The organism is Afipia broomeae ATCC 49717 (genome assembly GCF_000314675.2).
Classification (GTDB): Bacteria; Pseudomonadota; Alphaproteobacteria; order Rhizobiales; family Xanthobacteraceae; genus Afipia; species Afipia broomeae.
Window position 1 is genome coordinate 2,083,705 of record NZ_KB375282.1, and the last position, 20,262, is coordinate 2,103,966.

The window sequence follows — 20,262 nt, forward strand, 5'->3', positions numbered from 1 at the left end:
GCGGCAGCAAAGTTACTGCCGCATCACCACGCCCTGGTTGTCAGTGCTTATGAGCAGGCTCGCTGGTTGCTCCCATCGCATTGACGTCGAAACTGACGTCGAGCTTGCCCGCCTTTTCGAAGGTCAACGTGGCCTTCAGCTTGTCGCCCTGCTTCAGCGGCTGCTTGATGTCCATGAACATCATGTGGAAGCCGCCGGGCTTAAGTTCGACGGTCTCGCCGGGCTTGATGGTCAAGCCGTCAGTCAGCGGCCGCATCTTCATCACCCCGTCGGTCATCGACATCTCGTGAATCTCCACGCGGTCGGCACCAGCCGAGATCGCGCTGACAAGACGGTCGGCAGACTTGCCGTTGTTGGTGATCTTGAGATAGCCGCCGGCAATCTTGGCGCCGCCCGGCGTCGCGCGAGTCCATGGCGCGGTGACAATCAAATCACCGGCCTTAAAGGTGTCACTGCCTGACTTGGGCGCTGCCATCTTCCCATGGTCCATCTGACTGTGATCCATTTGCGCCTGCGCAACTGTCGCCATATCGGCAACGATCCGCAGCACGGGAGCCGGTGATTTCAGGGTGTGTGGATTCTGCCCTTCTGACGCGATCTGATCCCAGCGAACCTCACCCTTGGCGCATTGCTGGACCGTGGGGAATGCAATCGCCTGCCCCGATGGAAAATCCGTGATGAAGCTGGTGAACACGAACTCGTCGTAGTTGTCGTCCGCCAGCGATCCGCCCGACCAGACGATCTCCTTTGGACCTTCGGCAACGGTCTTGCCATGGCTCTGGTAAGACTTGGCGTAGGCGCCACGGGTAATGCTGAGGGTCCATCCGGCCTTCGGCATCGGCTTTACGCCGATGACACCTTCCGGGATCTGGACACGGACGGTCTGCGTGGCCGCGCCATCGCAGCCGTGAGGTACCTGGAACACTGCCTTGTAGTATGTGTTGGCGCGCGCCTCTCCGGTCGCGAGCGTCACATGGGCGGATGCAGATTGTTGCGAAGCGATGACGGCGGCTGCCGTCAGGCCAGCGCCGGTCAGCAGCCGCTGAAGGCCGCGGAAGTTGATAATCATGTTGTCCTCGAATGATGCTGAAAGAGAGTTCTGAACGAAGGTCTCAAGTCAGCTTCGGCGGAGCCCTTGCCGAAAAAGCCAGTTGCCGTTCAATTTCCGGCAGCGCCAACTGCCGGGAAGCTGACATTCGCTCATAGGCTGTGGCGTGCGTCCGGAGCACCATGCGATCGGGTGGTGCAGCGATCTGACCCGCCAGGCAGGCGCTAAAGCAATCGTGAGGCGCGCTCGGCTGGCCTGGCTCAGTCCTGCCCGGAGTTATCTTGCCAGAGCAAATGGCGCTGACGCCGCCCGCTACCCCGGCCGCGGCCTGAGCGCCGCTCCAGACCACCAGGAGAGCCTGAATCACCATCGCCTGCGACAGCGCAAGGGTCAGGAGCAACCTGCAAACTGAATAGCGATCTCGCATCCAGCGGCTATGCCACGCCGTCGGTTGGACGTCCACAATTCGGCGTACCGCACCTTGGGTCCCGGGATACATCGGCCAGGATCGGCACAATAAAATGAATTATTGTTCGCTATTAGTAGATACTCGGAACTATACGTGAGTAGCCGTGAGAAGCTTTCGGTGCCATTTATCCAGCACATGGCTTAGCGTAGCTACTTATTCCAATACCGTCGTGCCGGGCGGACCAGAATTTATGTCTCCTTTGCGTCAACTCAATGAAATACAGAGCTAAAATTGGCTTCTGCATGAAGACAGGCCGATTAAGTGTGAACAATCTTAGCTGAAAGATTAATCACTCCTTACTCTAGATATGCGCTGTACGATTAGCTGCATCGCAACATTTGCGGTGTTGCAGCGCAGAATCGTCCCCTATATTCAGTTTCAACGATGACGCTACTCCAAGAGCTGAATCGGGATTACGAAGGAGACTAACTATGCTGCTCTCATTTATCCGCGCTATCCAGGCGTTCCGTGACTATCAGCGCAATGTCGCTGAGCTGTCCCAGTTGAGCGATCGGGAACTGGCCGATATCGGACTCGATCGGTCCGACATCCAGCGGGTCGCAGCGGGCGCCTACAACGGCTAAACGCCGCGAACTGCATCACGAACGGATTACGCCCGCATCTTGCGGGCGTTGTCGTATCTGGCGCACGACACAGACGGCCGCCCCGGCATCAAGCGTTGCGTCGGGGTCTTGTGAGCTTTAGTTGTGAGCCATGACAGCTCACACCAATCATGAAAAAGACGCCGTCCATGTGATCGGCGGCGGACTGGCCGGCTCGGAAGCCGCGTGGCAGATCGCCAATGCCGGCGTCAACGTCGTGCTGCACGAGATGCGCCCGGTCCGCACGACCGATGCCCATCGCACCGACAGCCTTGCCGAACTCGTCTGCTCCAATTCGTTCCGCTCCGATGACGCGGCCAATAACGCCGTGGGCCTGCTGCACGCGGAACTGCGCAAGCTGAACTCCCTCATCATGCGCAGCGCCGACGCCAATCAGGTGCCCGCAGGCGGTGCGCTTGCGGTGGACCGCGACGGCTTTTCGGCAGCCGTCAGCGCAGCGCTTGTCGCACATCCGAAAATCGAAATTCGCCGCGAGGAAATCGCCGGATTGCCACCCGCCGAATGGCAGAACGTGATCGTCGCGACCGGCCCGCTGACATCCCCCGCGCTCGCCGACGCGATCCGGGGATTGTCCGGCGAAGATGCCCTCGCCTTCTTCGATGCGATTGCGCCCATTGTTCATCGCGACAGCATCAACATGGACGTCGCGTGGTTTCAGTCGCGCTACGACAAGGTGGGCCCCGGCGGCACCGGCGCTGACTATCTCAACTGTCCGATGACACGCGAGCAATATGACGCTTTTGTCGACGCGCTCATCGCGGGTGAGAAAACCGACTTCAAGGAATGGGAAACCAACACGCCCTACTTCGACGGTTGTCTGCCGATCGAAGTGATGGCCGCGCGCGGCCGGGAAACGCTTCGCCATGGGCCGATGAAGCCGGTCGGACTGACCAACCCGCGCGATCCCACGGTCAAGCCATATGCGATCGTCCAGCTTCGACAGGACAACAAGCTCGGCACGCTCTACAATATTGTCGGCTTCCAGACCAAGCTGAAACACGGCGCGCAGACCCACGTACTCCGCGCCATTCCAGGCCTTGAGAACGCGGAATTCGCGCGGCTCGGCGGCCTGCATCGCAACACTTTCCTGAACTCGCCGAAACTGCTCGATCCGCAATTGCGACTGCACGCCCAGCCACGTCTGCGGTTCGCGGGACAGATGACGGGCTGCGAAGGCTACGTCGAATCTGCAGGTATCGGTCTGCTCGCAGGGCTGTTCGCAGCGGCGGACATCAAGCGCAGCAGCATCGCGCCGCCCCCGCCAACAACCGCTCTCGGCGCGCTGCTCGGCCACATCACCGGCGGCCATATTGAAACCATCGACGCCGGGCCGCGCTCATTCCAGCCGATGAACATCAACTTCGGATTGTTTCCGCCGCTGGCGTCGCCGCCGACCAAGAAGCCGGACGGCACGCGGCTGCGCGGCAATGAAAAGACAATCGCGAAGAAGCAGGCGATCAGCGCGCGCGCGCTGTCGGATCTTGATCGCTGGATCGCAGATACGCTCCATGTGGCTGACGCAGCGTAACGGCAAAACAGCGGCAAACTTCTCCGCAAAAGGCGAAGTGGTGACTGAATGATGTCGCTCAGACGGATCGGGATTCAGTGGGCGCAAAGGCGCGGAATTAACTTGACTGACCCCGCCTGAACGCAGCTTCACGCCTTGAATGAGGTCGCGCTTACTGGGCGCGGCCCTGTAGGCGTTGCACAGCTCCGGAACGGCTTAGTCAATCGACTTCAAATTCTCGAATATCCGGTTTCTATCGGGTTTCGATGGTGCGGCATTTTCAACGCGAGCAGCCAGCGCAAGCATTCCGAGAGTCATGACTATGATCAGCGCTATCGCCGTCCAATGAAGTTTGCCAATCGGCTCGACGTGCCTGTCCTTGTCCGATACGGCCATGTCATCACCTCGAAAATCGACACCTCGAATTCGCGTGATTCCTGACAGACTCCCCAATCCTTCACCATTTGGAAGTTACGTGGGCAGCCTTCTGCTTAACCGAAGGCAGAAAGCAACGAGACCAAGCTACGTCGGCTTGATGCTTAAGCCTTGAACGGCTTCGCACTGGCCGCGCGCCAGGTCGTCCAGAGGATGCCCAGCCGCGATAGCAACGGCGGCGCGAACGGCTCGGATGACTCAAGTCGCGTCAGATTTTTTCCGATGACCGCAAGCGGAAGAAATGCAGAACGCGCGGAAAGCGGCGCGCTGGCAAGCATCGCTATCGCCTGCTGCAGTTGCGAGGCGGCCTCGCGGCGCAGATGCGCCAGCGCCTCCTTGAGCGGCTGGCTTGCCTGCCGCAGAAAGAACTCTTCGGCGATCACGCCGTGAAGGTTCATCAGATCGCCCGGCAGATAAAGCTGACGGCGCGCGGCGTGGCGCGGCATCGCCAGCATGACATCGACCAATCCTTCCGCAATGCCGGCATGTTCGGCGATGCGCACGGCCTCCGGTGAATTCACGCCCAGCACCTTTGCACGCAAGCCGTAGAGCGCCGCCGATGTATCCCGGCAATGTGCCTCCAGCGCAGCCATGTCAGGCATCGGATCGTCGTAGACATCGAACACATGGGCATCGACCAGGCGTACGAAGGTCTCGATCGACAGATTGTGGTGCGTAATGGCGCGCAGCAATTCCGCCGCGACCGGATTGGCCTCGGCTTCGCCGCGAGACCCCTGCCCCTCACCAGTCAGAACATCGCGCCACCATTGCAGCCGGATTTCACCGGGCAATGGCTGGCTGACGTGATCGCGGACATGAGCGACTTCGGCATTGAACGCCGCCAGCGCAAGCCAGGCCCGCCGCGCTTCCGGCGAGACGAAAAGGCTTGCGGCATAGGTTCTGAAATCCCGCGCGCGCACCAGATCGGCGCAAAACGCTGCGGCGTCATTGCTGGGCGCGTTGCTCATGGCACGGCAATCAGCGCCGCCGCGACGCGCCGCCGTTCGCCCATCATGACGTTGTAGGTGCGGATCGCGGGCCCCGTCTGCATGGTGTCCAGTACGATATGGACCTGCCGCAGCGCATTGCGCAGCGGCGCGGGGGCGATCCAGACACCGCTTCCCGTCCCGATCAGCAGCGTATCGATGTCATTGGCATGCTCGAACACGCGTTCCAGCGAATACCGGTCGATGTCCTTGGGGTCCGTGACCGGCCACGCCCAGATCGCATCCGGCAGGCACAGCAGCGAGCCGCGATGCGACATGTCGGCGAACCGAAAACCGCCGTTGCCGTAGGCTTCGATCGGCGCCGACCGCGGAAGGTGCAGTCCTTCGGGCGCGTGATTACCCGATTTCTGAAGTTCGTGATCCATCTCACCACCGCCTGCAATAAGGTGGCCCTACCTTCGTCATTGCGAGCGAAGCGAAGCAATCCATCTTGACCATAACAAGAGTGGATTGCTTCGTCGCAAGGGCTCCTCGCAATGACGATTACGGCTTCGACGGCTTGTCCTCGCCGCCCCGGTTTTCGCCGACGCCGAGATAGATCAGGATCGGCGCTGCGATGAAGATCGACGTATAGGTGCCGACCAGAACCACGCCGAACGTCATTGTCGCCGCGAAGCTGTGGATCGCCTTGCCGCCGAACAGCAGCAGCGCAAGCAATGCCAGCGTGACCGTGACGTGGGTAATGATCGAGCGCGACAGCGTCGAGTTGATCGACGTGTTGAGCAGTTCCGGCATCGGCATTTTCTTGTACCGCCGCAGCATTTCGCGAATGCGGTCATAGATGACGACCGTGTCGTTCAGCGAATAGCCGAGAATGGTAAGCAGCGCCGCGATGCTGGTCAGGTCGAATTCGATCTGGGTGATCGACATGAAGCCGAGCGTCAGCACGATGTCGTGGACGTTGGCGATCATCGCGCCCAGCGAGAACTGCCACTCGAACCGGAACCAGAGATAGATGAAGATGCCCGCGATCGCGAGCATCAGGCCGACCGTGCCGTAGGCGAGCAGTTCGCTCGACACGCGCGGACCAACGACTTCGACACGGCGATACTCGACGCTGTCACCGAACAGCTGACGAACCTTCTGCACCGCAGCCTGCTGCGCCTGATCGCCGCCCGGCTGCTCGGCAATACGGATCAGAACGTCGGAGGGACCGCCAAACTGCTGAAGCTGGACGTCGCCGAAATTCAGCGTCGTGAGCTGCGCGCGCAGCGCCGCGATGTCGGCGGGGCCGGACTTGGTCTGGATTTCAAGCAGCGTGCCGCCCTTGAAGTCGATGCCGAAATTCAGTCCGTGAACGAAATACAGGCCGATGGCGAGAAGCGACAGCAGCGCCGAGATCGGAAAGCTGATGCGGCGGAAGCGCATGAAGTCGAACTTCGTATCGTCCGGGACGATGCGAAGCGCGGGGATCACGCCATAGATGCTGAGGCCTGTCAGAACGACAATGAAGATGGCGAGTGCGACGATGATGGTATGAGTCACGGCTTATACAATCCTCAAATCGGCACGGTCTTGGGCCGCTTCCACGCCACCCACATCGCAACAATCAGCCGGGTCACGGTGAAAGCCGTGAACACGGTGGTCAGAATGCCGATGCCGAGGGTCACGGCGAAGCCGCGCACAGGTCCGGTGCCGATGTAAAACAGCACTGCCGCCGCGATGAACGTGGTGATGTTGGAGTCCAGAATGGTCGCGAGCGCCCGCGTGAAGCCCGCATCGATGGCGGAGATCGCGGTTCGCCCGGCGCGCAATTCCTCGCGGATGCGCTCATAGATCAGCACGTTCGAGTCGACCGCAATGCCGACCGTCAGCACGATGCCGGCGATGCCGGGCAGCGTCAGCGTGGCGTTGAGCAGCGACAGGATGCCGAAGATCATGGCGACGTTGATCGCGACCGCGACGTTGGCGAAGAAGCCGAACAGCCGGTAGGTCAGCAGCATGAATACGATGACCAGCACCGAGCCGACATAGGACGCGAGTTCGCCGGCGGCGATCGAGTCCTGTCCGAGTCCCGGCCCGACCGTGCGCTCTTCAATGATGGTCAGCGGCGCAGGCAGTGCACCCGCGCGCAGCAGGATCGCCAGATCGTTGGCGCCCTGCACCGTGAAGCTGCCGGAAATCTGGCCGGAGCCGCCGGTGATCGGCTCACGGATGACGGGCGCGGAAATCACTTCGTTGTCGAGAACGATCGCGAACGGCTGTCCGACGTTCTCAAGCGTGGCCTGCGCGAACTTGCGCGCACCCGATGTATTGAAGCGGAAGCTGACGATCGGCTCGCCGGAGCGCTGGTCGAAGCCGGGCTGCGCGTCGGTCAGGTCGCCGCCCGAGACCAGCACCTGCTTCTTGATGACATAAGGCACCTTCGGAGACGACGCGCTCATCAGGACTTCAGAGTCCGGAGGCACCCGCCCCTGCTGCGCCTGATCCGCCGGCACCGTCGTATCGACCATGCGGAAGTCGAGCTTCGCGGTCTTGCCGAGCAGTTCCTTGAGGCGGGTCGGGTCCTGCAGGCCAGGCACCTGCACCAGAATGCGGTCGACGCCCTGACGCTGGATCAGAGGCTCGACGGTACCCAGTTCATTGATGCGGCGTTCGACGATCTGGATCGACTGCTCGACCGACTGGCGGATGCGTTCCGTGATCGCGGCCGGAGGAACGGTCAGGCGGATCAATCCCCCGCCGGCATCGCTGACTTCGACGCTGCGCTGGCCGCTCGAGCCGAGCAATCCGCCGAGCGGCTGCGAGAGTTCGCGCAGCTTGGCGAGCGCAGCGGTCAGATCGGTATCCTTGACGCGGACCTCGACGCTTTCGCCGCGAACCGCAAGCCCCGTGTAGCCGATCTTGGCGTCGCGCAGCGTGCGCCGCACGTCATCGCGAACCTGATCCAGCTTGTCCTTCTTGACCGAGTTAGAATCGACTTCGAGCAGGATGTGCGAACCACCCTGCAAGTCGAGACCGAGCACGACATGACGCTGGGCCCACTTCGGCCAGCTCTTGACGGTCGCTTCGGGAAAGAAGTTCGGAACCGCGCAAAGGCAAACGATCAAGGCGGTCAGGATGACCGCCAGTGCCTTCCACCGCGTGAAATACAACATCGATGTAAGTCCGTCAGATTGATGAAACCGCGGCGATCAGCGCGTTAGCTCGCGGCTGTCTCTTCCTTGGAATCCTTGGCGGGCTCGCCTTTGGTGCGAACGCCCGAGATCATCCCACGCATCTGACGAATGCGCACGCCGTCGGCGATTTCGACCTCGATCTGGTCGTCATCGACCACCTTGGTCACCTTGCCGACAAGGCCGCCATTGGTGACGACGGTATCGCCGCGACGGATGTTCTTCACCAGTTCCTGATGGTCCTTCAGCTTCTTCTGCTGCGGCTTGAGGATCAGGAAGTACATGATGACGAAGATCAGCGCGAACGGCAGCAACGACATCAGCATGCTGTTGGTGTCAGCGGCACCGGCAGCCTGAGCAAAGGCAGGAGTAATGAACATACGAAAAGTCCTCGGGAAGGCGCCCGCCATCGGGCGAAACGCGTCGTGTTGTGGCCGTTTTGGCCGAATTTGCGCGGACTATAGCGGCCAGCGTCCCAATTGCAACGGGACCGGAGGTGACGATTTTGCCATGCATTTGTGGCGCTTGCGGGTATTGGCGCGCCTCGCTAAGGGTGCCTCCCAAGGGGGCTGAATCATGTCCAAAAAACCCAGTAAAAAGGCCTCTCGGGCCGCCGCGATGGCACGTCCCGGGAAGGCGATCAAAACCGCGACAAAACGCCCTGCCGCAGCAGCCGAAACCGAGACCGGGCGCATCGCGCGGGCGCTCGAGAGCATCGCCGCAAGCCTGAACGCATCCGCGGCCAAGCCGTCGAGCGCTGATTCCCTCAAAAGCGCCGCTGCGTTCGTCTGGCAGCCCAACGGCCGACTGGTACCGGTTCCGAAAGTGAACCGCGTCGATCTCGGCCTGCTCCGGGGAATCGACCGGATGCGCGACATCCTGATCGAGAACACCGAGCGCTTCGCCAAGGGCCTGCCTGCCAACAACGCCCTGCTCTGGGGCGCGCGCGGCATGGGCAAGTCGTCACTAGTCAAGGCGGCACATGCCAGCGTGAACGCCATGCCCGAAGTGAACGGCCGGCTGAAGCTGATCGAAATTCACCGCGAGGACATCGAGAGCCTGCCGCTCCTGATGTCGCTGCTGCGCGAGTCGGATTTCCATTTCATCGTGTTCTGCGACGACCTGTCGTTCGACGGCAACGACGCGTCCTACAAGTCGCTCAAGGCGGTGTTAGAGGGCGGCATCGAAGGCCGGCCCGAGAACGTCATCCTCTATGCGACCTCGAACCGCCGCCATCTGCTCTCGCGCGACATGATCGAGAACGAGCGCTCGACCGCTATCAATCCGAGCGAGGCCGTCGAGGAAAAGGTCTCGCTATCGGACCGTTTCGGCCTGTGGCTCGGCTTCCACAAGTGCAGCCAGGACGAATATCTCGAGATGGTCCGCGGCTACTGCAAGCACTTCGGCGTCAGGATGGCTGACGATCAGCTCACGCGCGAAGCCCTGGAATGGTCGACCACACGCGGATCGCGCTCGGGCCGCGTCGCCTGGCAGTTCACGCAGGAAATCGCCGGACGGATGGGCGTGAAGCTGGCGGCGAAATAGCGTCTCGCAACATCCCCGCAAAGAAAAACCCCGGCCTCGCAGCCGGGGTTTCGTTTTGGATTCTGACGGCGGCGATCACGCGCCGTTCAGGAATTGAAGCGGGTCGACGGCTGAAGATCCCTTGCGGATCTCGAAGTGAAGCTGCGGCGACCCCACCTCTCCCGTCTGACCCGATTTGGCAATGATCTGGCCGCGCTTGATCGTATCTCCGCGCTTCACCATCAGTTCACTCGCGTGGGCATACGCGGTGACATAACCGTTGGAGTGCCGCACCAGGATCAGATTGCCATAACCCTTGAGTTCGTTGCCCGAGTAAGCAACCACGCCGTCTTCCGCGGCCTTGACGGGCGTGCCTTCGGGAACGGCGACATTGATGCCGTCGTTCTGTTTACCGTTGTTCTTCGCGCCGTAAGCAGCGATGACGCGTCCACGCACCGGCCAGCGGAATGTCGGCAAGGCATTGGTCGCATCAGCGGCCTTTACAGGCGACGCTTCAGGCAGGTCGGCCGCAGGGGCTTCAGCGGCGACACGCGCCTTCTGCTGAGGCTCGGCGGATGCAACAGTCACCGGCTTTGCAGCAGGCGCAGGCGCGGCAACCGCAGGTTTCGGTGCTTCCGCGATAACCTGCGGCGCCGGTGCTGCCGCGACGGCCTTGCCGCCGGGAATGTTGATCTTGGAGCCGATCTTGAGCTGGGTCGTAACCGGAATGTTGTTGGCCGCGGCAAGCTGCGCGGGTGCGATGTTGTGACGGCGCGAGAGGTTCATCAGCGTGTCGCCGGACTTGACGACATGAACGCTTGCGGGAAGCGCAGCAGCAACCTTCGTGCCCGGCGCGGTCGACAGCGCCGGCGGAGCGGCCTGCGCCATGCGGCGTGGAATGACGAGCTGCTGCCCCGGCTGAAGGACGCGAGGTCCGCCGTAGCCGTTCGCTTTCAGGATTTCGGATGACGGAACATTGTAGCGCTTCGAGATGACATCGAGCGTGTCGGCGGTGCCTACGATGATCGTGGCGCCGCCTTCGCGGCTCCATCCTGAGGTCGCGGCAACGGAGCGTGGCGCAACCGATGCGGTGGTTTCGATCGGCGAAGACGACGGAGGCGCGTAGGACGCCATGCCCCTGCCACCGCCTGACGTACCGACAGCGGCCGGTGCAGACAACGGCGCGGAGATGACCGGAGCAGAATGCGGGCGCGCGTATTGCGGAAGCTCGCGGGGCTGCTGCTGATAGGATTCCTGCTGCGGGTGAGCCTGATAAGGCGCGCCGCGATAATTGCTCGGGACCGAGCCGGTCGCGTCCGCACTGCGCGACGCAAACGGGTTGGAGAACGATGTATCGGAGAACCGTGTCGAGGTATCGGCGCTACATCCGCCAAATCCGACAGAGACGAGCGCCAGAACCACGAAATGCGGCGCGTGACGCGAGTTGATCAACTCGACAAAGCGGGACATGGTTACTCACTCGTACGCAACTAACACAAATTTGAGTAAACACAGTCCGAGTAAATAACTCTTTAAGGCTCGAATTCCGCCTTACTTCCTAACGCGTAACGCCGCTCACAACTCGCGCGCAATGCCGGGCAGCGCCGGCACGAAACGCACCGCGACAAGCTCCTCCTGATCGAAGCTGTCGCCGTTCCGGACCATGCGGATCAGCACCTGCCGGTCGTCCACTGGCCCAACGGGAGCGATCAGAATGCCGCCTGGCTCCAGCCGCCCGAGCAGCGCGTCGGGAATTTCCTCCATCGCCGCGGTCACGATGATCCGGTCGAACGTGCCGAGCGTTTCCGGCAGGTCGAATCCGTCGCCGAGTTTCACGTCGACGTTGCGGCAACCGAGTTCGGTCAGGACCAGCTTCGCGCGATCCGCCAGCGTGCGAAACCGCTCCAGCGACACCACGTCACGGCACAACTTCGAGAGGATCGCGGCCTGATAGCCCGAGCCCGTCCCGATCTCCAGGACGCGGTTTTCCGGCCTCACATCGAGCTGTTCGGTCATGTAGGCCACGACGAACGGCTGGCTGATGGTCTGCCCGCAGGCGATGCCGAGAGCGGTGTCGCGGTACGCGTAGGCGCGGTCCATCGCCGTCACGAACAGTTCGCGCGGGACATCCTCCATCGCTTTCAGCACGGCCTGATTGCTGATACCGCGCTGCCGCAAGTTCAACTGAAACATCATCTTGTCGTGCGGCGTGGGCTGGGACGGCGGCATGCGTGATCAACGTTGAAAACGGGAACGGGCTGTATACGACGCATGCTCTGACAGGAGTCGCGGCATGCGCCACCTTCGTGTTAGCAATCCAGATACGTTTTGCGCAATAACCGCCTACAGCCCAAGCGTGCCGAGACCCTCATGACGCTCCCCCTTCCCGAACCATTTCACGCCTCCTTTGCCGGATTGGAGGAGCAGATCCTCTCCGGCGGGTCGGACAACAGCTTTCATCAATGTTTCGGCTGCGGGCCATCGCATCCCACGGGCCTGCATGTGCGCACTTTCAGGACGGACGAAGGCGTTGCCTCGCCGATTCTCATTTCGCGGCAATACGAAGGGCCTCCGGGGGCCGCTCACGGCGGCATTGTCGCCGCCTATCTCGACGAGGTGCTGGCGGCAACGGTTCTCCGGTTCGCGGGGCGGCTGGGCGTGACCGGCGAATTGACCATTCGTTACATGAAGCCGGTGCCGACCGAGACGCCGATCGTCGGGCGCGGGTCGCTGGTTGCCGACCACGGCCGCTATGTGGATGTCGAAGGCCGGTTGGAAAACCTCAGCACCGGGGTCGTGCTGGCGACCGGACGGGGCCGGTTTTTCCCGTTGCCCGCATGAAAACGGCTCTTTTGCCGGCCGGATCAAGTTCCTCCCGGTGGAACTTTGCCCCCTTGGCTGTGAACTTGTGCGCTCAATAGTTATATGGTTCCACTAGCAAAGCAGTCCAGATTTGTCGTTTGGGGAACGAATGCCGGGCAATTTCAAACCAGGATCGCGCACGTCGGTTTTGCTCGTCGAGGACGAAGTCATGATCCGCATGATGGTTGCCGACATGCTGGAGGAGCTTGGCTATACGATTGCCGCTGAAGCGGGCGACATCGACGAAGGCGTCAGACTCGTTCAAGCCACCGATTTCGACATCGCTATTCTCGATGTGAACGTCAACGGCAAGGTGATTACGCCTGTTGCCGAAGCCGTTCAGATGAGCGGCAAGCCGTTCGTGTTCGCAACCGGCTATGGCGCACAGGGGCTGCCGGAAAAATTCCGCGATCGCCCGACCCTGCAAAAGCCTTTCCAGATCGAAACGCTCGCGCGCACCATCGAGACCGTGCTGAAAGGCATCGCGGCTTAGAGCGCGGTCGCCCCGACAACCTCAACGTGAGGAGCGAGGAGCAATCTCCTCGGTCGTCCCGGCGAAGGCCGGGACCCACAATCGCTGAGTCAAACCAATTAGGAAAAAACCCGACAGCTTCTTCCTTCGCTCTATCTGCATAGAGGGGTGATGGGTCCCGGCCTTCGCCGGGACGACTCAGAGAATTACTTCAGAACGCCTTTCAGCTTTTCCGAAAACGCCTCATCGGTGCGATCGAGCCGCAGCGGCGTGACCGATACGAGTTTAGCAGCGAGGGCCGCGAGATCGGTCCCCTCCGCCGGCACTTCCAGCATCGCCGAGCGCTCGAAGCCGATCCAGTAATACGGATTGCCGCGCCCATCCTGGCGGCTGTCGATCTTGAGAAAGCCCAGATTGCGCTTGCCCTGCCGGGTGACCGCGATGCCCTTGACCTCGTCGGGCATGCAGGACGGAAAGTTGACGTTGATGACGGTGTTGCGCGGCACGCCGAGCTTCATCACGTTGCGGATCACATCGGGGCCGAACTTCAGCGCGGTGTCCCAGAGCGGCTTGGTGCGCGTCTCCATGGAGAATTCCTGAGACAGAGCGAACGAGGGCAAACCAAGGATGGTGCCTTCGAGTGCGCCGGCGATGGTGCCCGAATAGACAACGTCTTCGGCGACGTTGCGGCCCTTGTTGACGCCGGACAGCACGATGTCCGGCTGCTTGTCCTTGAGGATGTGCCGCGCGCCCATGATGATGCAGTCGGTCGGCGTGCCGCGCACAGCGAAGTGGCGCGGCCCGACTTCGCGCAGACGCAATGGATCGTTCAGCGACAGCGAATGCGAGACGCCGGACTGGTCGAGTTCGGGCGCAACCACCCAGACGTCATCGGAAATCTGCCTTGCGATTTCCTCGATGACTTTCAGTCCCGGCGCGTGAATGCCGTCGTCGTTGGTGCAGAGAATTCGCATATCGTATCCTTATCTTCCAAAGTCATGGATCAACGTCACCCTGAGGTGGCAGCGCGAAGCGCGGCCCTCGAAGGGCGACGTTGTTTGCCCGCATCCTTCGAGGCTCGCCGCAAGCACGGCTCGCACCTCAGGATGACGGGCTGGGAGTCAACTATCCTTCGCGATCACTTTGAGGCCGCCCATATACGGCTGCAGCACATCCGGCACGGCAATCGAGCCGTCCTCCTGCTGATAGGTTTCCATCACGGCGATCAGAGCGCGGCCGACCGCGGTGCCCGAGCCGTTCAGCGTGTGCACGAAGCGCGGCTTGCCGTCCGGCCCGCGCGAGCGCGCATCCATGCGCCGTGCCTGGAAGTCGCCGCACACCGAGCACGACGAAATCTCGCGGTACATGCCGCCCTCTCCCTGCCCAGGCATCCAGACTTCGATGTCGTAGGTCTTCTGCGAGGCGAAGCCCATGTCGCCGGTGCACAGCGTCATGACGCGGTAGTGCAGATCGAGCTTTTTCAGAACTTCCTCGGCACACGACAGCATGCGCTCGTGTTCGTTCCTCGACTCTTCCGGCGTCGTGATCGAGACCAGTTCGACCTTCGTGAATTGATGCTGGCGGATCATGCCGCGCGTGTCGCGTCCCGCCGCGCCCGCTTCCGCGCGGAAACACGGCGTCAATGCGGTCAGGCGCATCGGCAGTTCTCTTTCATCAAGGATGGATTCGCGAACGAGATTGGTCAGCGGCACTTCTGCGGTGGGGATGAGCCAGTAGCCCTCGCCTCCGCTTCCCATTGCGCCAGCCGCGAACTGATCGTCACGAAACTTTGGAAGCTGCGCGGTGCCGAACATCGCATCGTCGCGCACCAGCAGCGGCGGATTCACTTCCGCGTAGCCATGCTCGTTCGTATGCAGATCGAGCATGAACTGGCCGATGGCGCGCTCCAGCCGCGCGAGGCCTTTCTTTAAAACGACGAAACGAGCGCCGGATAGCTTCGCCGCCGTCTCGAAGTCCATGAACTTGAGACCTTCGCCAAGCTCGACATGCTCCTTCGGCTTGAACGCGTAAGTGCGCTTCGCGCCGTAGTGATGATGCTCGACATTGCCGTGCTCGTCGGCGCCGTCCGGCACTTCATCAAGCGGCAGGTTGGGAATCTGCGCGAGTTCCTTGCGCAACTCCTCCTCGACCTGCTTCACCGTCGCTTCAAGCTCGGGAAGTCTGGTCTTGAGTTCGCCGACCTCGGCCATCAGCGCGTCGGCACGCGCGTTGTCCTTGGCCTTCTTCGCCTCGCCAATCTCCTTGGATGCTGCATTACGGCGCGCCTGCGCCTGCTCCGACGCGAGGATCGCAGTACGGCGCTTCTCGTCCAGCGCGATCAACGACGACGACAATGGCTCGAGCCCGCGCCGCTTCAGGGCTGCGTCAAACGCTTCGGGGTTATCGCGTATCCACTTGATGTCGTGCATGGGCAGCTTCCGGTCATGGCCGCTTTTCCGGCCATCTGCGTCAAAATCTGGGTGGGTTAGAACAAGCCACGCAGTGCCGGGTCAAGCCCGGAAACCGCGAATCGAAGGGCATTGCAGCAATGATAGCTGAACAACTGGCACAGGCGGTCATCCCGCGTACCAGACCGAAACGACCGAAAGACCGTCATTCCGAGCAAAGCGAAGCAACCCACTCTTAAGAAAGCTGGATTGCTTCGTCGCTTCGCTCCTCGCAATGACGAGGGAAGCCTGGCTGTCTCTGTCCTACTCCGCAGGCGTCGTGGCAGGCGGTGTCGGCGGCACATCCGCGGGCGGGGTCGTGCCGGTGGCCTGTTTGGCGGCCTTTTTCTCTACCATCGCAACGGCAATGATCGAGCCCTCGTAGAGGATCAGCAGCGGGACCGCGAGCGACATCTGGCTGATGACATCCGGCGGGGTCAGCACTGCGGCGATGATGAATGCCACCACGATGAAATAGCGCCGCTTTTCCTTGAGCTGCTTCGAGGTCAGGATTCCGATCCGCCCCAGCAGCGTCAGGATCACCGGCAACTGGAACGCGATGCCGAACGCGAAGATCAGCGACATCATCAGCGAGAGATATTCGCCGACCTTGGGGAGCAGCGCGATCTGCGCGGTTTCCGCGCCGCCCACCTGCTGCATGCCGAGCGAAAAGCGGATCAGCATCGGCAGCACGAGGAAATAAACCAGCAGCGAGCCGAGCGCGAAGAAGATCGGCGTCGCGATCAGATATGGCAGGAACGCGCCGCGCTCGTGCTTGTAGAGACCGGGCGCGACGAACATGTAGATCTGCGCCGCGATCACCGGAAACGAAATGAATCCCGCGCCGAACATCGCGAGCTTCAACTGCGTCAGGAAATATTCCAGCAGCGCGGTGTAGATGAACTTGGAATTTTCCGGCCCCGCGACCCAGACGAACGGCCACACCAGCACGTTGTAGATCTGCTTGGCGAAGAAGAAGCAGAAGATGAAGGCCAGCGCGAACGCGAGCAGCGCCTTGATCAGCCGCGAGCGCAGCTCGATCAGGTGATCCATCAACGGCGCCTTGGTGGCTTCGATGTCCTCTTGACTCATGACGCTTTGGCGTCCGGTACGGCAGGCTTCGGGGTCTCAACCGCCGGCGCATGTGCCTCGGCTTCGGCGAACGTCGCCGGTGTCGGCGGCTCGGGTGTGGTCGGCGTCATCACCGGCTGGTCGATCTTCATGGCATCCTCGACGTCCTTGTTGAGGGACGTCAGCAGATTGGTCGGCGACAGATCCTTGGCAGCGGATGAGGCGTCATCGAACGTCTTCTTGATGTCCGCCATCTCGGCTTCGCGCATCGCTTCGTTGAACTGGCCCTGGAATTCGGCGGCCATGCGGCGCGCCTTGCCCATCCACTGCCCGACCATGCGCAGCACGCCGGGCAATTCTTTCGGGCCGATGGCGATCAGCGCCACGACGCCGATGACGACCAGTTCACTCCACCCGATGTCGAACATGGAAGATTCCGTTTGCGGGGCCTCAATTGCCCCGCACCTCAATCAAGAAAGCGCGGCCTGAAATCAGACCGCCTTGCTGCCGACGTCGGTCCGCTGCGATGTGGATGCAGAAGGCGCGTTGTCGATGGTCTTGACCGGCTCGGGCTTCTCGGCCGGCTTGTCATCATCGGCCATGCCCTTCTTGAAGGCCTTGATGCCCTGCGCGACGTCGCCCATCAGGTCCGAAATCTTGCCGCGGCCGAACAGCAGCAGAACAACGGCGATCACGACGATCCAGTGCCAGATACTCAACGAACCCATACTGCCATCCTCCAAAACACGGGGCCGGGATTTCCGGCCAAATCTGACCGGAAAGTAGGCCCCGGAGGTGTCAAAAACAAGGATTAACCCCGCGCCAGGATTGCGCAAAGCGGCGCATTGACATGAGAGTTAATGTTCACTCGGACCCGGGCGCGGCTGTCCGCGCCGCACGCGAAAAATCAACTTTCGCCGCTCTTTTCCGGCTCCACGGCAGGCGCCAACGCCAGTTCGAGATCGCCGGGCTCCAGCGGATCTTCGTCCTCGCGCAACGCCGGATCGTCCGACGGCGATGGAACAGCGAACCCGCCAGGCAGCCGCGTGTCCAGAAGGCCTGCACCTTTCAGCTCGTCGAGTCCGGGCAGATCGCCCAGCGCTTCCAGGCTGAACTGCGACAGGAAGGCCTCGGTGGTTCCGAAAGTCAGCGGACGGCCCGGTGTCTTCCGGCGGCCGCGCGGGCGGATCCAGCCGGTTTCCAGCAGCACGTCGAGGGTGCCCTTCGAGGTGACCACGCCGCGGATTTCCTCGATCTCGGCGCGTGTCACCGGCTGGTGATAGGCGATAATCGCCAGCATCTCGATCGCGGCCCGCGACAGGCGGCGCGTCTCGACGCTTTCACGCGTCATCAGCCAGGCAAGATCGCCCGCGGTGCGGAAGGTCCATTTGTTGGCGACGCGAACGAGATTCACGCCGCGCATCGCGTAGTCGGCCTGCAACTGTGCGAGTGCGACTTTCACATCCACGCCTTCGGGCATGCGTTTGGCGAGCGCGGATTCCTCAAGCGGTTCGGTGGAGGCAAACAACAAGGCTTCGAGAAGACGGAGTTCCTCGGGACGCGCAGCCGCCTCGCTGGACGATTCCTGCTCGGAATCCACAACAGAGGTCTCCACAACAGACTCCTCCACGGAATCCTCTACCGGAGCGATGTGGGCAGTCGTTCTCGCCGGACTTGCCATGGCCCTGTCTCCTTCTTCCACTTACTCTACCGGCACTTCCGGCGCTGCCTGAGCGTCGGGCGGCAAATGCGCCACGTGCTTACGAAAATACAAAGGTGCGAAAGCTTCTTTCTGGTGCAGGTCGAGCGTGCCTTCGCGCACCAGTTCCAACGCTGCAGCAAAGCTCGATGCGAACACGGTCGCGCGCTGCGTCGGATCGACCACATAGCGCATCAGATGCTCATCGAGGCTCGCCCAGTCCTCGGTTTCCGCCGCGCCCACCAGCCGTTCGAGCGAAGCGCGCGCCTCCGACAGCGACCACACAGTGCGCTTGGCCAGATGCACGGTCGCGAGCACGCGCGACTGACGCTGGGTCGCGTAAGCGGTCAGCAGGTCGTACAGCGTCGCGGTCCAGCGGGAGTGCTTGACCTGCGCAATCTGTTCCGGCTGGCCGCGGGGGAAAATGTCGCGCCGCAGTTGCGGCCGCGTCATCAGCCGGTTCGACGCCTCACGGATCTGCTCGAGCCGGCGCAGCCTGTTGGCCAGCGCGGTCGCAAGATCCTCTGCGCTGGGTCCTTCTGCTTCGGGAGGCTCCGGCAGAAGCAGGCGCGACTTGAGATAGGCCAGCCAGGCCGCCATCACGAGATAGTCCGCCGCCAGTTCGAGCCGCAGCTTGCGCGCCGCCTCGATGAACACGAGGTACTGATCCGCCAGCGCCAGAATGGAAATCTTGGCGAGGTCGACCTTTTGCTGACGCGCCAGCGCGAGCAGCAGATCCAGCGGGCCTTCATACCCCTCGACATCGACAACGAGTGCCGGTTCGTCCTCGGCGTGCTCCGCGGGCAAACCTGTCTCGAAGGAAAGGATTTCCGCGCTCATGAGGTGAGACTCCCTGTCTCGCCGATCAGGCGTTCGAGTTCGGCCCGCGCCGCTCCGCGATCGAAGGGCTGCGGTGTTCTGCGCGACGCCAAGGCCCGCTCCGCACGGGCAAGCGCCACGCCGGCCAGTTCAGGGGCTTCACCCGCAACCTGGCTCATTTCGTCGAGCTTGCCATTGCAATGCAGGACGACATCGCAGCCGGCTTTGAGGCTGGCGCGTGTCCGCTCCGCAATCGATCCCTGCAAGGCATTCATGGACACGTCATCACTCATTAACAGACCCTGGAATCCGATCGTTCCGCGAATCACCTGTTCGATGATTGTCGCAGATGTCGTCGCCGGTTGGGCGGGGTCGAGGGCGCTAAACACAACATGTGCCGTCATGGCCATGGGCAGATCGGCAAGCGGTTTGAACGCCGCAAAGTCGGTTTTGGCGAGTTCCGCCGCCGGGGTATCGACCGTCGGCAGCCGAAAGTGGCTGTCCGCTGTGGCCCTTCCATGGCCGGGAATATGCTTGAGGACCGGCAAGACGCCGCCCTGCGCCAGTCCATCGGTCACGGCCCGGGCGATCTCGGCCACCTTCGCCGCGGTCGTGCCATAGGCACGATCGCCGATCACCGAGTCCGCGCCGGGAACCGGGACGTCAGCCAGCGGCAGGCAGTCCACGGTGATCCCGAGATCGGCCAGATCGGCCGCAATCAGCCGGGACGACAGGCGCGCAGCCTCAAGTCCGGTCGCCCGGTCAACCTCGTACAGCGCGCTGAAGACCGCTCCGGGCGGATAGGCCGGCCACTGCGGGGGCTGCAGCCGCTGAACCCGCCCGCCTTCCTGGTCGATCAGGACAGGTGCATCGGGCTGGCTCACAGCGGACCGCATTTCCTCAACCAGTCGAATGACTTGGTCAGGGGTTTCGATATTGCGCTTGAAAAGGATAAAGCCCCACGGCCGCTGGTCGCGCAAAAACGCGCGCTCATCGTCGGTCAGAGTGGTTCCGGAAACGCCGGTAATGAATGCGCGCGGGGCCATACTTGCGCGATTAGCCCGCGCTTGGCTCCAGGGTCAAGGAAACCGGGTAAAATCACACGTGATTGTGGGCGTCATCCACAATCGCAAACGCAATCGTTCCAATGATTTGGCGAAAGC

The 20,262-nt window shown here is 61.9% G+C and carries 22 protein-coding genes; 5 read left to right on the top strand and 17 right to left on the bottom strand.

Translation table 11 applies throughout. The annotated features are described in order from the left end of the window. Nucleotides 1–40: 40 nt before the first annotated feature. Complete coding sequence (locus HMPREF9695_RS09615) at nt 41–1,069, bottom strand: DUF1775 domain-containing protein (protein ID WP_006020657.1); 1,029 nt, start codon at nt 1,067–1,069, stop codon at nt 41–43. An 879-nt stretch (nt 1,070–1,948) separates the two neighbouring features. Here HMPREF9695_RS09615 and HMPREF9695_RS25725 point away from each other — a divergent pair. Both HMPREF9695_RS25725 and trmFO read left to right on the top strand, forming a co-directional pair. Next, on the top strand, nt 1,949–2,101 hold the full coding sequence (locus tag HMPREF9695_RS25725) for a DUF1127 domain-containing protein (protein ID WP_002711692.1): 153 nt from the start codon (nt 1,949–1,951) through the stop codon (nt 2,099–2,101). A gap of 130 nt (nt 2,102–2,231) precedes the next feature. Next, nucleotides 2,232–3,668 carry a methylenetetrahydrofolate--tRNA-(uracil(54)-C(5))-methyltransferase (FADH(2)-oxidizing) TrmFO gene (gene trmFO / locus HMPREF9695_RS09625; protein WP_006020658.1) on the top strand — a complete coding sequence of 479 codons (1,437 nt, stop codon included), beginning with the start codon at nt 2,232–2,234 and terminating at the stop codon, nt 3,666–3,668. 195 nt (nt 3,669–3,863) lie between these two features. Here trmFO and HMPREF9695_RS09630 read toward each other — a convergent pair whose 3' ends face one another. The 6 genes from HMPREF9695_RS09630 to yajC form a co-directional block, all read right to left on the bottom strand. Further along, nucleotides 3,864–4,043 (bottom strand): hypothetical protein, encoded by a 180-nt coding sequence (locus HMPREF9695_RS09630; protein WP_006020659.1) that lies wholly within the window; start codon nt 4,041–4,043, stop codon nt 3,864–3,866. 143 nt (nt 4,044–4,186) lie between these two features. Further along, nucleotides 4,187–5,050 (bottom strand): phytoene/squalene synthase family protein, encoded by an 864-nt coding sequence (locus tag HMPREF9695_RS09635; RefSeq protein ID WP_006020660.1) that lies wholly within the window; start codon nt 5,048–5,050, stop codon nt 4,187–4,189. Further along, on the bottom strand, nt 5,047–5,454 hold the full coding sequence (locus HMPREF9695_RS09640) for an Mth938-like domain-containing protein (RefSeq protein ID WP_006020661.1): 408 nt from the start codon (nt 5,452–5,454) through the stop codon (nt 5,047–5,049). The genes HMPREF9695_RS09635 and HMPREF9695_RS09640 overlap by 4 nt, the downstream gene beginning before the upstream one ends. A gap of 118 nt (nt 5,455–5,572) precedes the next feature. Continuing rightward, nucleotides 5,573–6,574 (bottom strand): protein translocase subunit SecF, encoded by a 1,002-nt coding sequence (secF, locus tag HMPREF9695_RS09645; RefSeq protein ID WP_006020662.1) that lies wholly within the window; start codon nt 6,572–6,574, stop codon nt 5,573–5,575. Nucleotides 6,575–6,588: 14 nt separating this feature from the next. Next, nucleotides 6,589–8,187: a protein translocase subunit SecD gene (secD, locus tag HMPREF9695_RS09650; protein WP_006020663.1), complete on the bottom strand. Its 1,599-nt coding sequence runs from the start codon at nt 8,185–8,187 to the stop codon at nt 6,589–6,591. Between the two features lie 44 nt (nt 8,188–8,231). Continuing rightward, the gene (gene yajC / locus HMPREF9695_RS09655; RefSeq protein ID WP_006020664.1) at nt 8,232–8,585 is read right to left on the bottom strand and encodes a preprotein translocase subunit YajC; all 354 of its coding nucleotides are present in this window, start codon (nt 8,583–8,585) and stop codon (nt 8,232–8,234) included. Between the two features lie 196 nt (nt 8,586–8,781). On the opposite strand from yajC, the gene HMPREF9695_RS09660 reads away from it, so the two are divergent. Further along, nucleotides 8,782–9,750 (top strand): ATP-binding protein, encoded by a 969-nt coding sequence (locus HMPREF9695_RS09660; protein WP_006020665.1) that lies wholly within the window; start codon nt 8,782–8,784, stop codon nt 9,748–9,750. 75 nt (nt 9,751–9,825) lie between these two features. Here HMPREF9695_RS09660 and HMPREF9695_RS09665 read toward each other — a convergent pair whose 3' ends face one another. Then, on the bottom strand, nt 9,826–11,199 hold the full coding sequence (locus HMPREF9695_RS09665) for a peptidoglycan DD-metalloendopeptidase family protein (RefSeq protein WP_006020666.1): 1,374 nt from the start codon (nt 11,197–11,199) through the stop codon (nt 9,826–9,828). A gap of 105 nt (nt 11,200–11,304) precedes the next feature. After that, nucleotides 11,305–11,958, bottom strand: a complete 654-nt coding sequence (locus HMPREF9695_RS09670) for a protein-L-isoaspartate(D-aspartate) O-methyltransferase (protein WP_006020667.1) — start codon at nt 11,956–11,958, stop codon at nt 11,305–11,307. Between the two features lie 141 nt (nt 11,959–12,099). Between HMPREF9695_RS09670 and HMPREF9695_RS09675 the strand changes: the two genes are divergently transcribed. Both HMPREF9695_RS09675 and HMPREF9695_RS09680 read left to right on the top strand, forming a co-directional pair. Then, a complete protein-coding gene (locus HMPREF9695_RS09675; RefSeq protein ID WP_006020668.1) occupies nt 12,100–12,570 on the top strand; it encodes a PaaI family thioesterase in 471 nt (156 codons plus the stop codon). Nucleotides 12,571–12,700: 130 nt separating this feature from the next. Further along, on the top strand, nt 12,701–13,084 hold the full coding sequence (locus HMPREF9695_RS09680) for a response regulator (RefSeq protein ID WP_024919338.1): 384 nt from the start codon (nt 12,701–12,703) through the stop codon (nt 13,082–13,084). A gap of 185 nt (nt 13,085–13,269) precedes the next feature. Here HMPREF9695_RS09680 and surE read toward each other — a convergent pair whose 3' ends face one another. From surE to nagZ, 8 genes are all read right to left on the bottom strand, one after another. Continuing rightward, entirely contained in the window at nt 13,270–14,037 is a 768-nt protein-coding gene (surE, locus tag HMPREF9695_RS09685; RefSeq protein WP_006020670.1) for a 5'/3'-nucleotidase SurE, read from the bottom strand. 147 nt (nt 14,038–14,184) lie between these two features. Continuing rightward, nucleotides 14,185–15,492 (bottom strand): serine--tRNA ligase, encoded by a 1,308-nt coding sequence (gene serS, locus HMPREF9695_RS09690; RefSeq protein WP_006020671.1) that lies wholly within the window; start codon nt 15,490–15,492, stop codon nt 14,185–14,187. A gap of 282 nt (nt 15,493–15,774) precedes the next feature. Beyond that, complete coding sequence (tatC, locus tag HMPREF9695_RS09695; RefSeq protein WP_006020672.1) at nt 15,775–16,602, bottom strand: twin-arginine translocase subunit TatC; 828 nt, start codon at nt 16,600–16,602, stop codon at nt 15,775–15,777. After that, on the bottom strand, nt 16,599–17,009 hold the full coding sequence (gene tatB / locus HMPREF9695_RS09700; protein ID WP_006020673.1) for a Sec-independent protein translocase protein TatB: 411 nt from the start codon (nt 17,007–17,009) through the stop codon (nt 16,599–16,601). The genes tatC and tatB overlap by 4 nt, the downstream gene beginning before the upstream one ends. Nucleotides 17,010–17,072: 63 nt before the next feature. After that, on the bottom strand, nt 17,073–17,309 hold the full coding sequence (locus HMPREF9695_RS09705; protein WP_006020674.1) for a twin-arginine translocase TatA/TatE family subunit: 237 nt from the start codon (nt 17,307–17,309) through the stop codon (nt 17,073–17,075). A 179-nt stretch (nt 17,310–17,488) separates the two neighbouring features. Next, complete coding sequence (gene scpB, locus HMPREF9695_RS09710) at nt 17,489–18,262, bottom strand: SMC-Scp complex subunit ScpB (protein WP_006020675.1); 774 nt, start codon at nt 18,260–18,262, stop codon at nt 17,489–17,491. Between the two features lie 21 nt (nt 18,263–18,283). Next, nucleotides 18,284–19,120 (bottom strand): segregation and condensation protein A, encoded by an 837-nt coding sequence (locus HMPREF9695_RS09715; protein ID WP_006020676.1) that lies wholly within the window; start codon nt 19,118–19,120, stop codon nt 18,284–18,286. Further along, entirely contained in the window at nt 19,117–20,145 is a 1,029-nt protein-coding gene (gene nagZ / locus HMPREF9695_RS09720; protein ID WP_006020677.1) for a beta-N-acetylhexosaminidase, read from the bottom strand. The genes HMPREF9695_RS09715 and nagZ overlap by 4 nt, the downstream gene beginning before the upstream one ends. Nucleotides 20,146–20,262 lie beyond the last annotated feature (117 nt).

Bases quoted from the DNA above. Each gene is read 5' to 3' on its own strand.
- HMPREF9695_RS09665 (WP_006020666.1), bottom strand. From the start codon at position 11,199: ATGTCCCGCTTTGTCGAGTTGATCAACTCGCGTCACGCGCCGCATTTC.
- HMPREF9695_RS09715 (WP_006020676.1), bottom strand. From the start codon at position 19,120: ATGAGCGCGGAAATCCTTTCCTTCGAGACAGGTTTGCCCGCGGAGCAC.
- tatB (WP_006020673.1), bottom strand. From the start codon at position 17,009: ATGTTCGACATCGGGTGGAGTGAACTGGTCGTCATCGGCGTCGTGGCG.
- serS (WP_006020671.1), bottom strand. From the start codon at position 15,492: ATGCACGACATCAAGTGGATACGCGATAACCCCGAAGCGTTTGACGCA.
- HMPREF9695_RS09675 (WP_006020668.1), top strand. From the start codon at position 12,100: ATGACGCTCCCCCTTCCCGAACCATTTCACGCCTCCTTTGCCGGATTG.
- HMPREF9695_RS09680 (WP_024919338.1), top strand. From the start codon at position 12,701: ATGCCGGGCAATTTCAAACCAGGATCGCGCACGTCGGTTTTGCTCGTC.
- scpB (WP_006020675.1), bottom strand. From the start codon at position 18,262: ATGGCAAGTCCGGCGAGAACGACTGCCCACATCGCTCCGGTAGAGGAT.
- HMPREF9695_RS25725 (WP_002711692.1), top strand. From the start codon at position 1,949: ATGCTGCTCTCATTTATCCGCGCTATCCAGGCGTTCCGTGACTATCAG.
- HMPREF9695_RS09705 (WP_006020674.1), bottom strand. From the start codon at position 17,309: ATGGGTTCGTTGAGTATCTGGCACTGGATCGTCGTGATCGCCGTTGTT.
- secD (WP_006020663.1), bottom strand. From the start codon at position 8,187: ATGTTGTATTTCACGCGGTGGAAGGCACTGGCGGTCATCCTGACCGCC.
- HMPREF9695_RS09670 (WP_006020667.1), bottom strand. From the start codon at position 11,958: ATGCCGCCGTCCCAGCCCACGCCGCACGACAAGATGATGTTTCAGTTG.
- HMPREF9695_RS09660 (WP_006020665.1), top strand. From the start codon at position 8,782: ATGTCCAAAAAACCCAGTAAAAAGGCCTCTCGGGCCGCCGCGATGGCA.
- HMPREF9695_RS09630 (WP_006020659.1), bottom strand. From the start codon at position 4,043: ATGGCCGTATCGGACAAGGACAGGCACGTCGAGCCGATTGGCAAACTT.
- nagZ (WP_006020677.1), bottom strand. From the start codon at position 20,145: ATGGCCCCGCGCGCATTCATTACCGGCGTTTCCGGAACCACTCTGACC.
- trmFO (WP_006020658.1), top strand. From the start codon at position 2,232: ATGACAGCTCACACCAATCATGAAAAAGACGCCGTCCATGTGATCGGC.
- HMPREF9695_RS09640 (WP_006020661.1), bottom strand. From the start codon at position 5,454: ATGGATCACGAACTTCAGAAATCGGGTAATCACGCGCCCGAAGGACTG.
- surE (WP_006020670.1), bottom strand. From the start codon at position 14,037: ATGCGAATTCTCTGCACCAACGACGACGGCATTCACGCGCCGGGACTG.
- HMPREF9695_RS09635 (WP_006020660.1), bottom strand. From the start codon at position 5,050: ATGAGCAACGCGCCCAGCAATGACGCCGCAGCGTTTTGCGCCGATCTG.
- tatC (WP_006020672.1), bottom strand. From the start codon at position 16,602: ATGAGTCAAGAGGACATCGAAGCCACCAAGGCGCCGTTGATGGATCAC.
- HMPREF9695_RS09615 (WP_006020657.1), bottom strand. From the start codon at position 1,069: ATGATTATCAACTTCCGCGGCCTTCAGCGGCTGCTGACCGGCGCTGGC.
- yajC (WP_006020664.1), bottom strand. From the start codon at position 8,585: ATGTTCATTACTCCTGCCTTTGCTCAGGCTGCCGGTGCCGCTGACACC.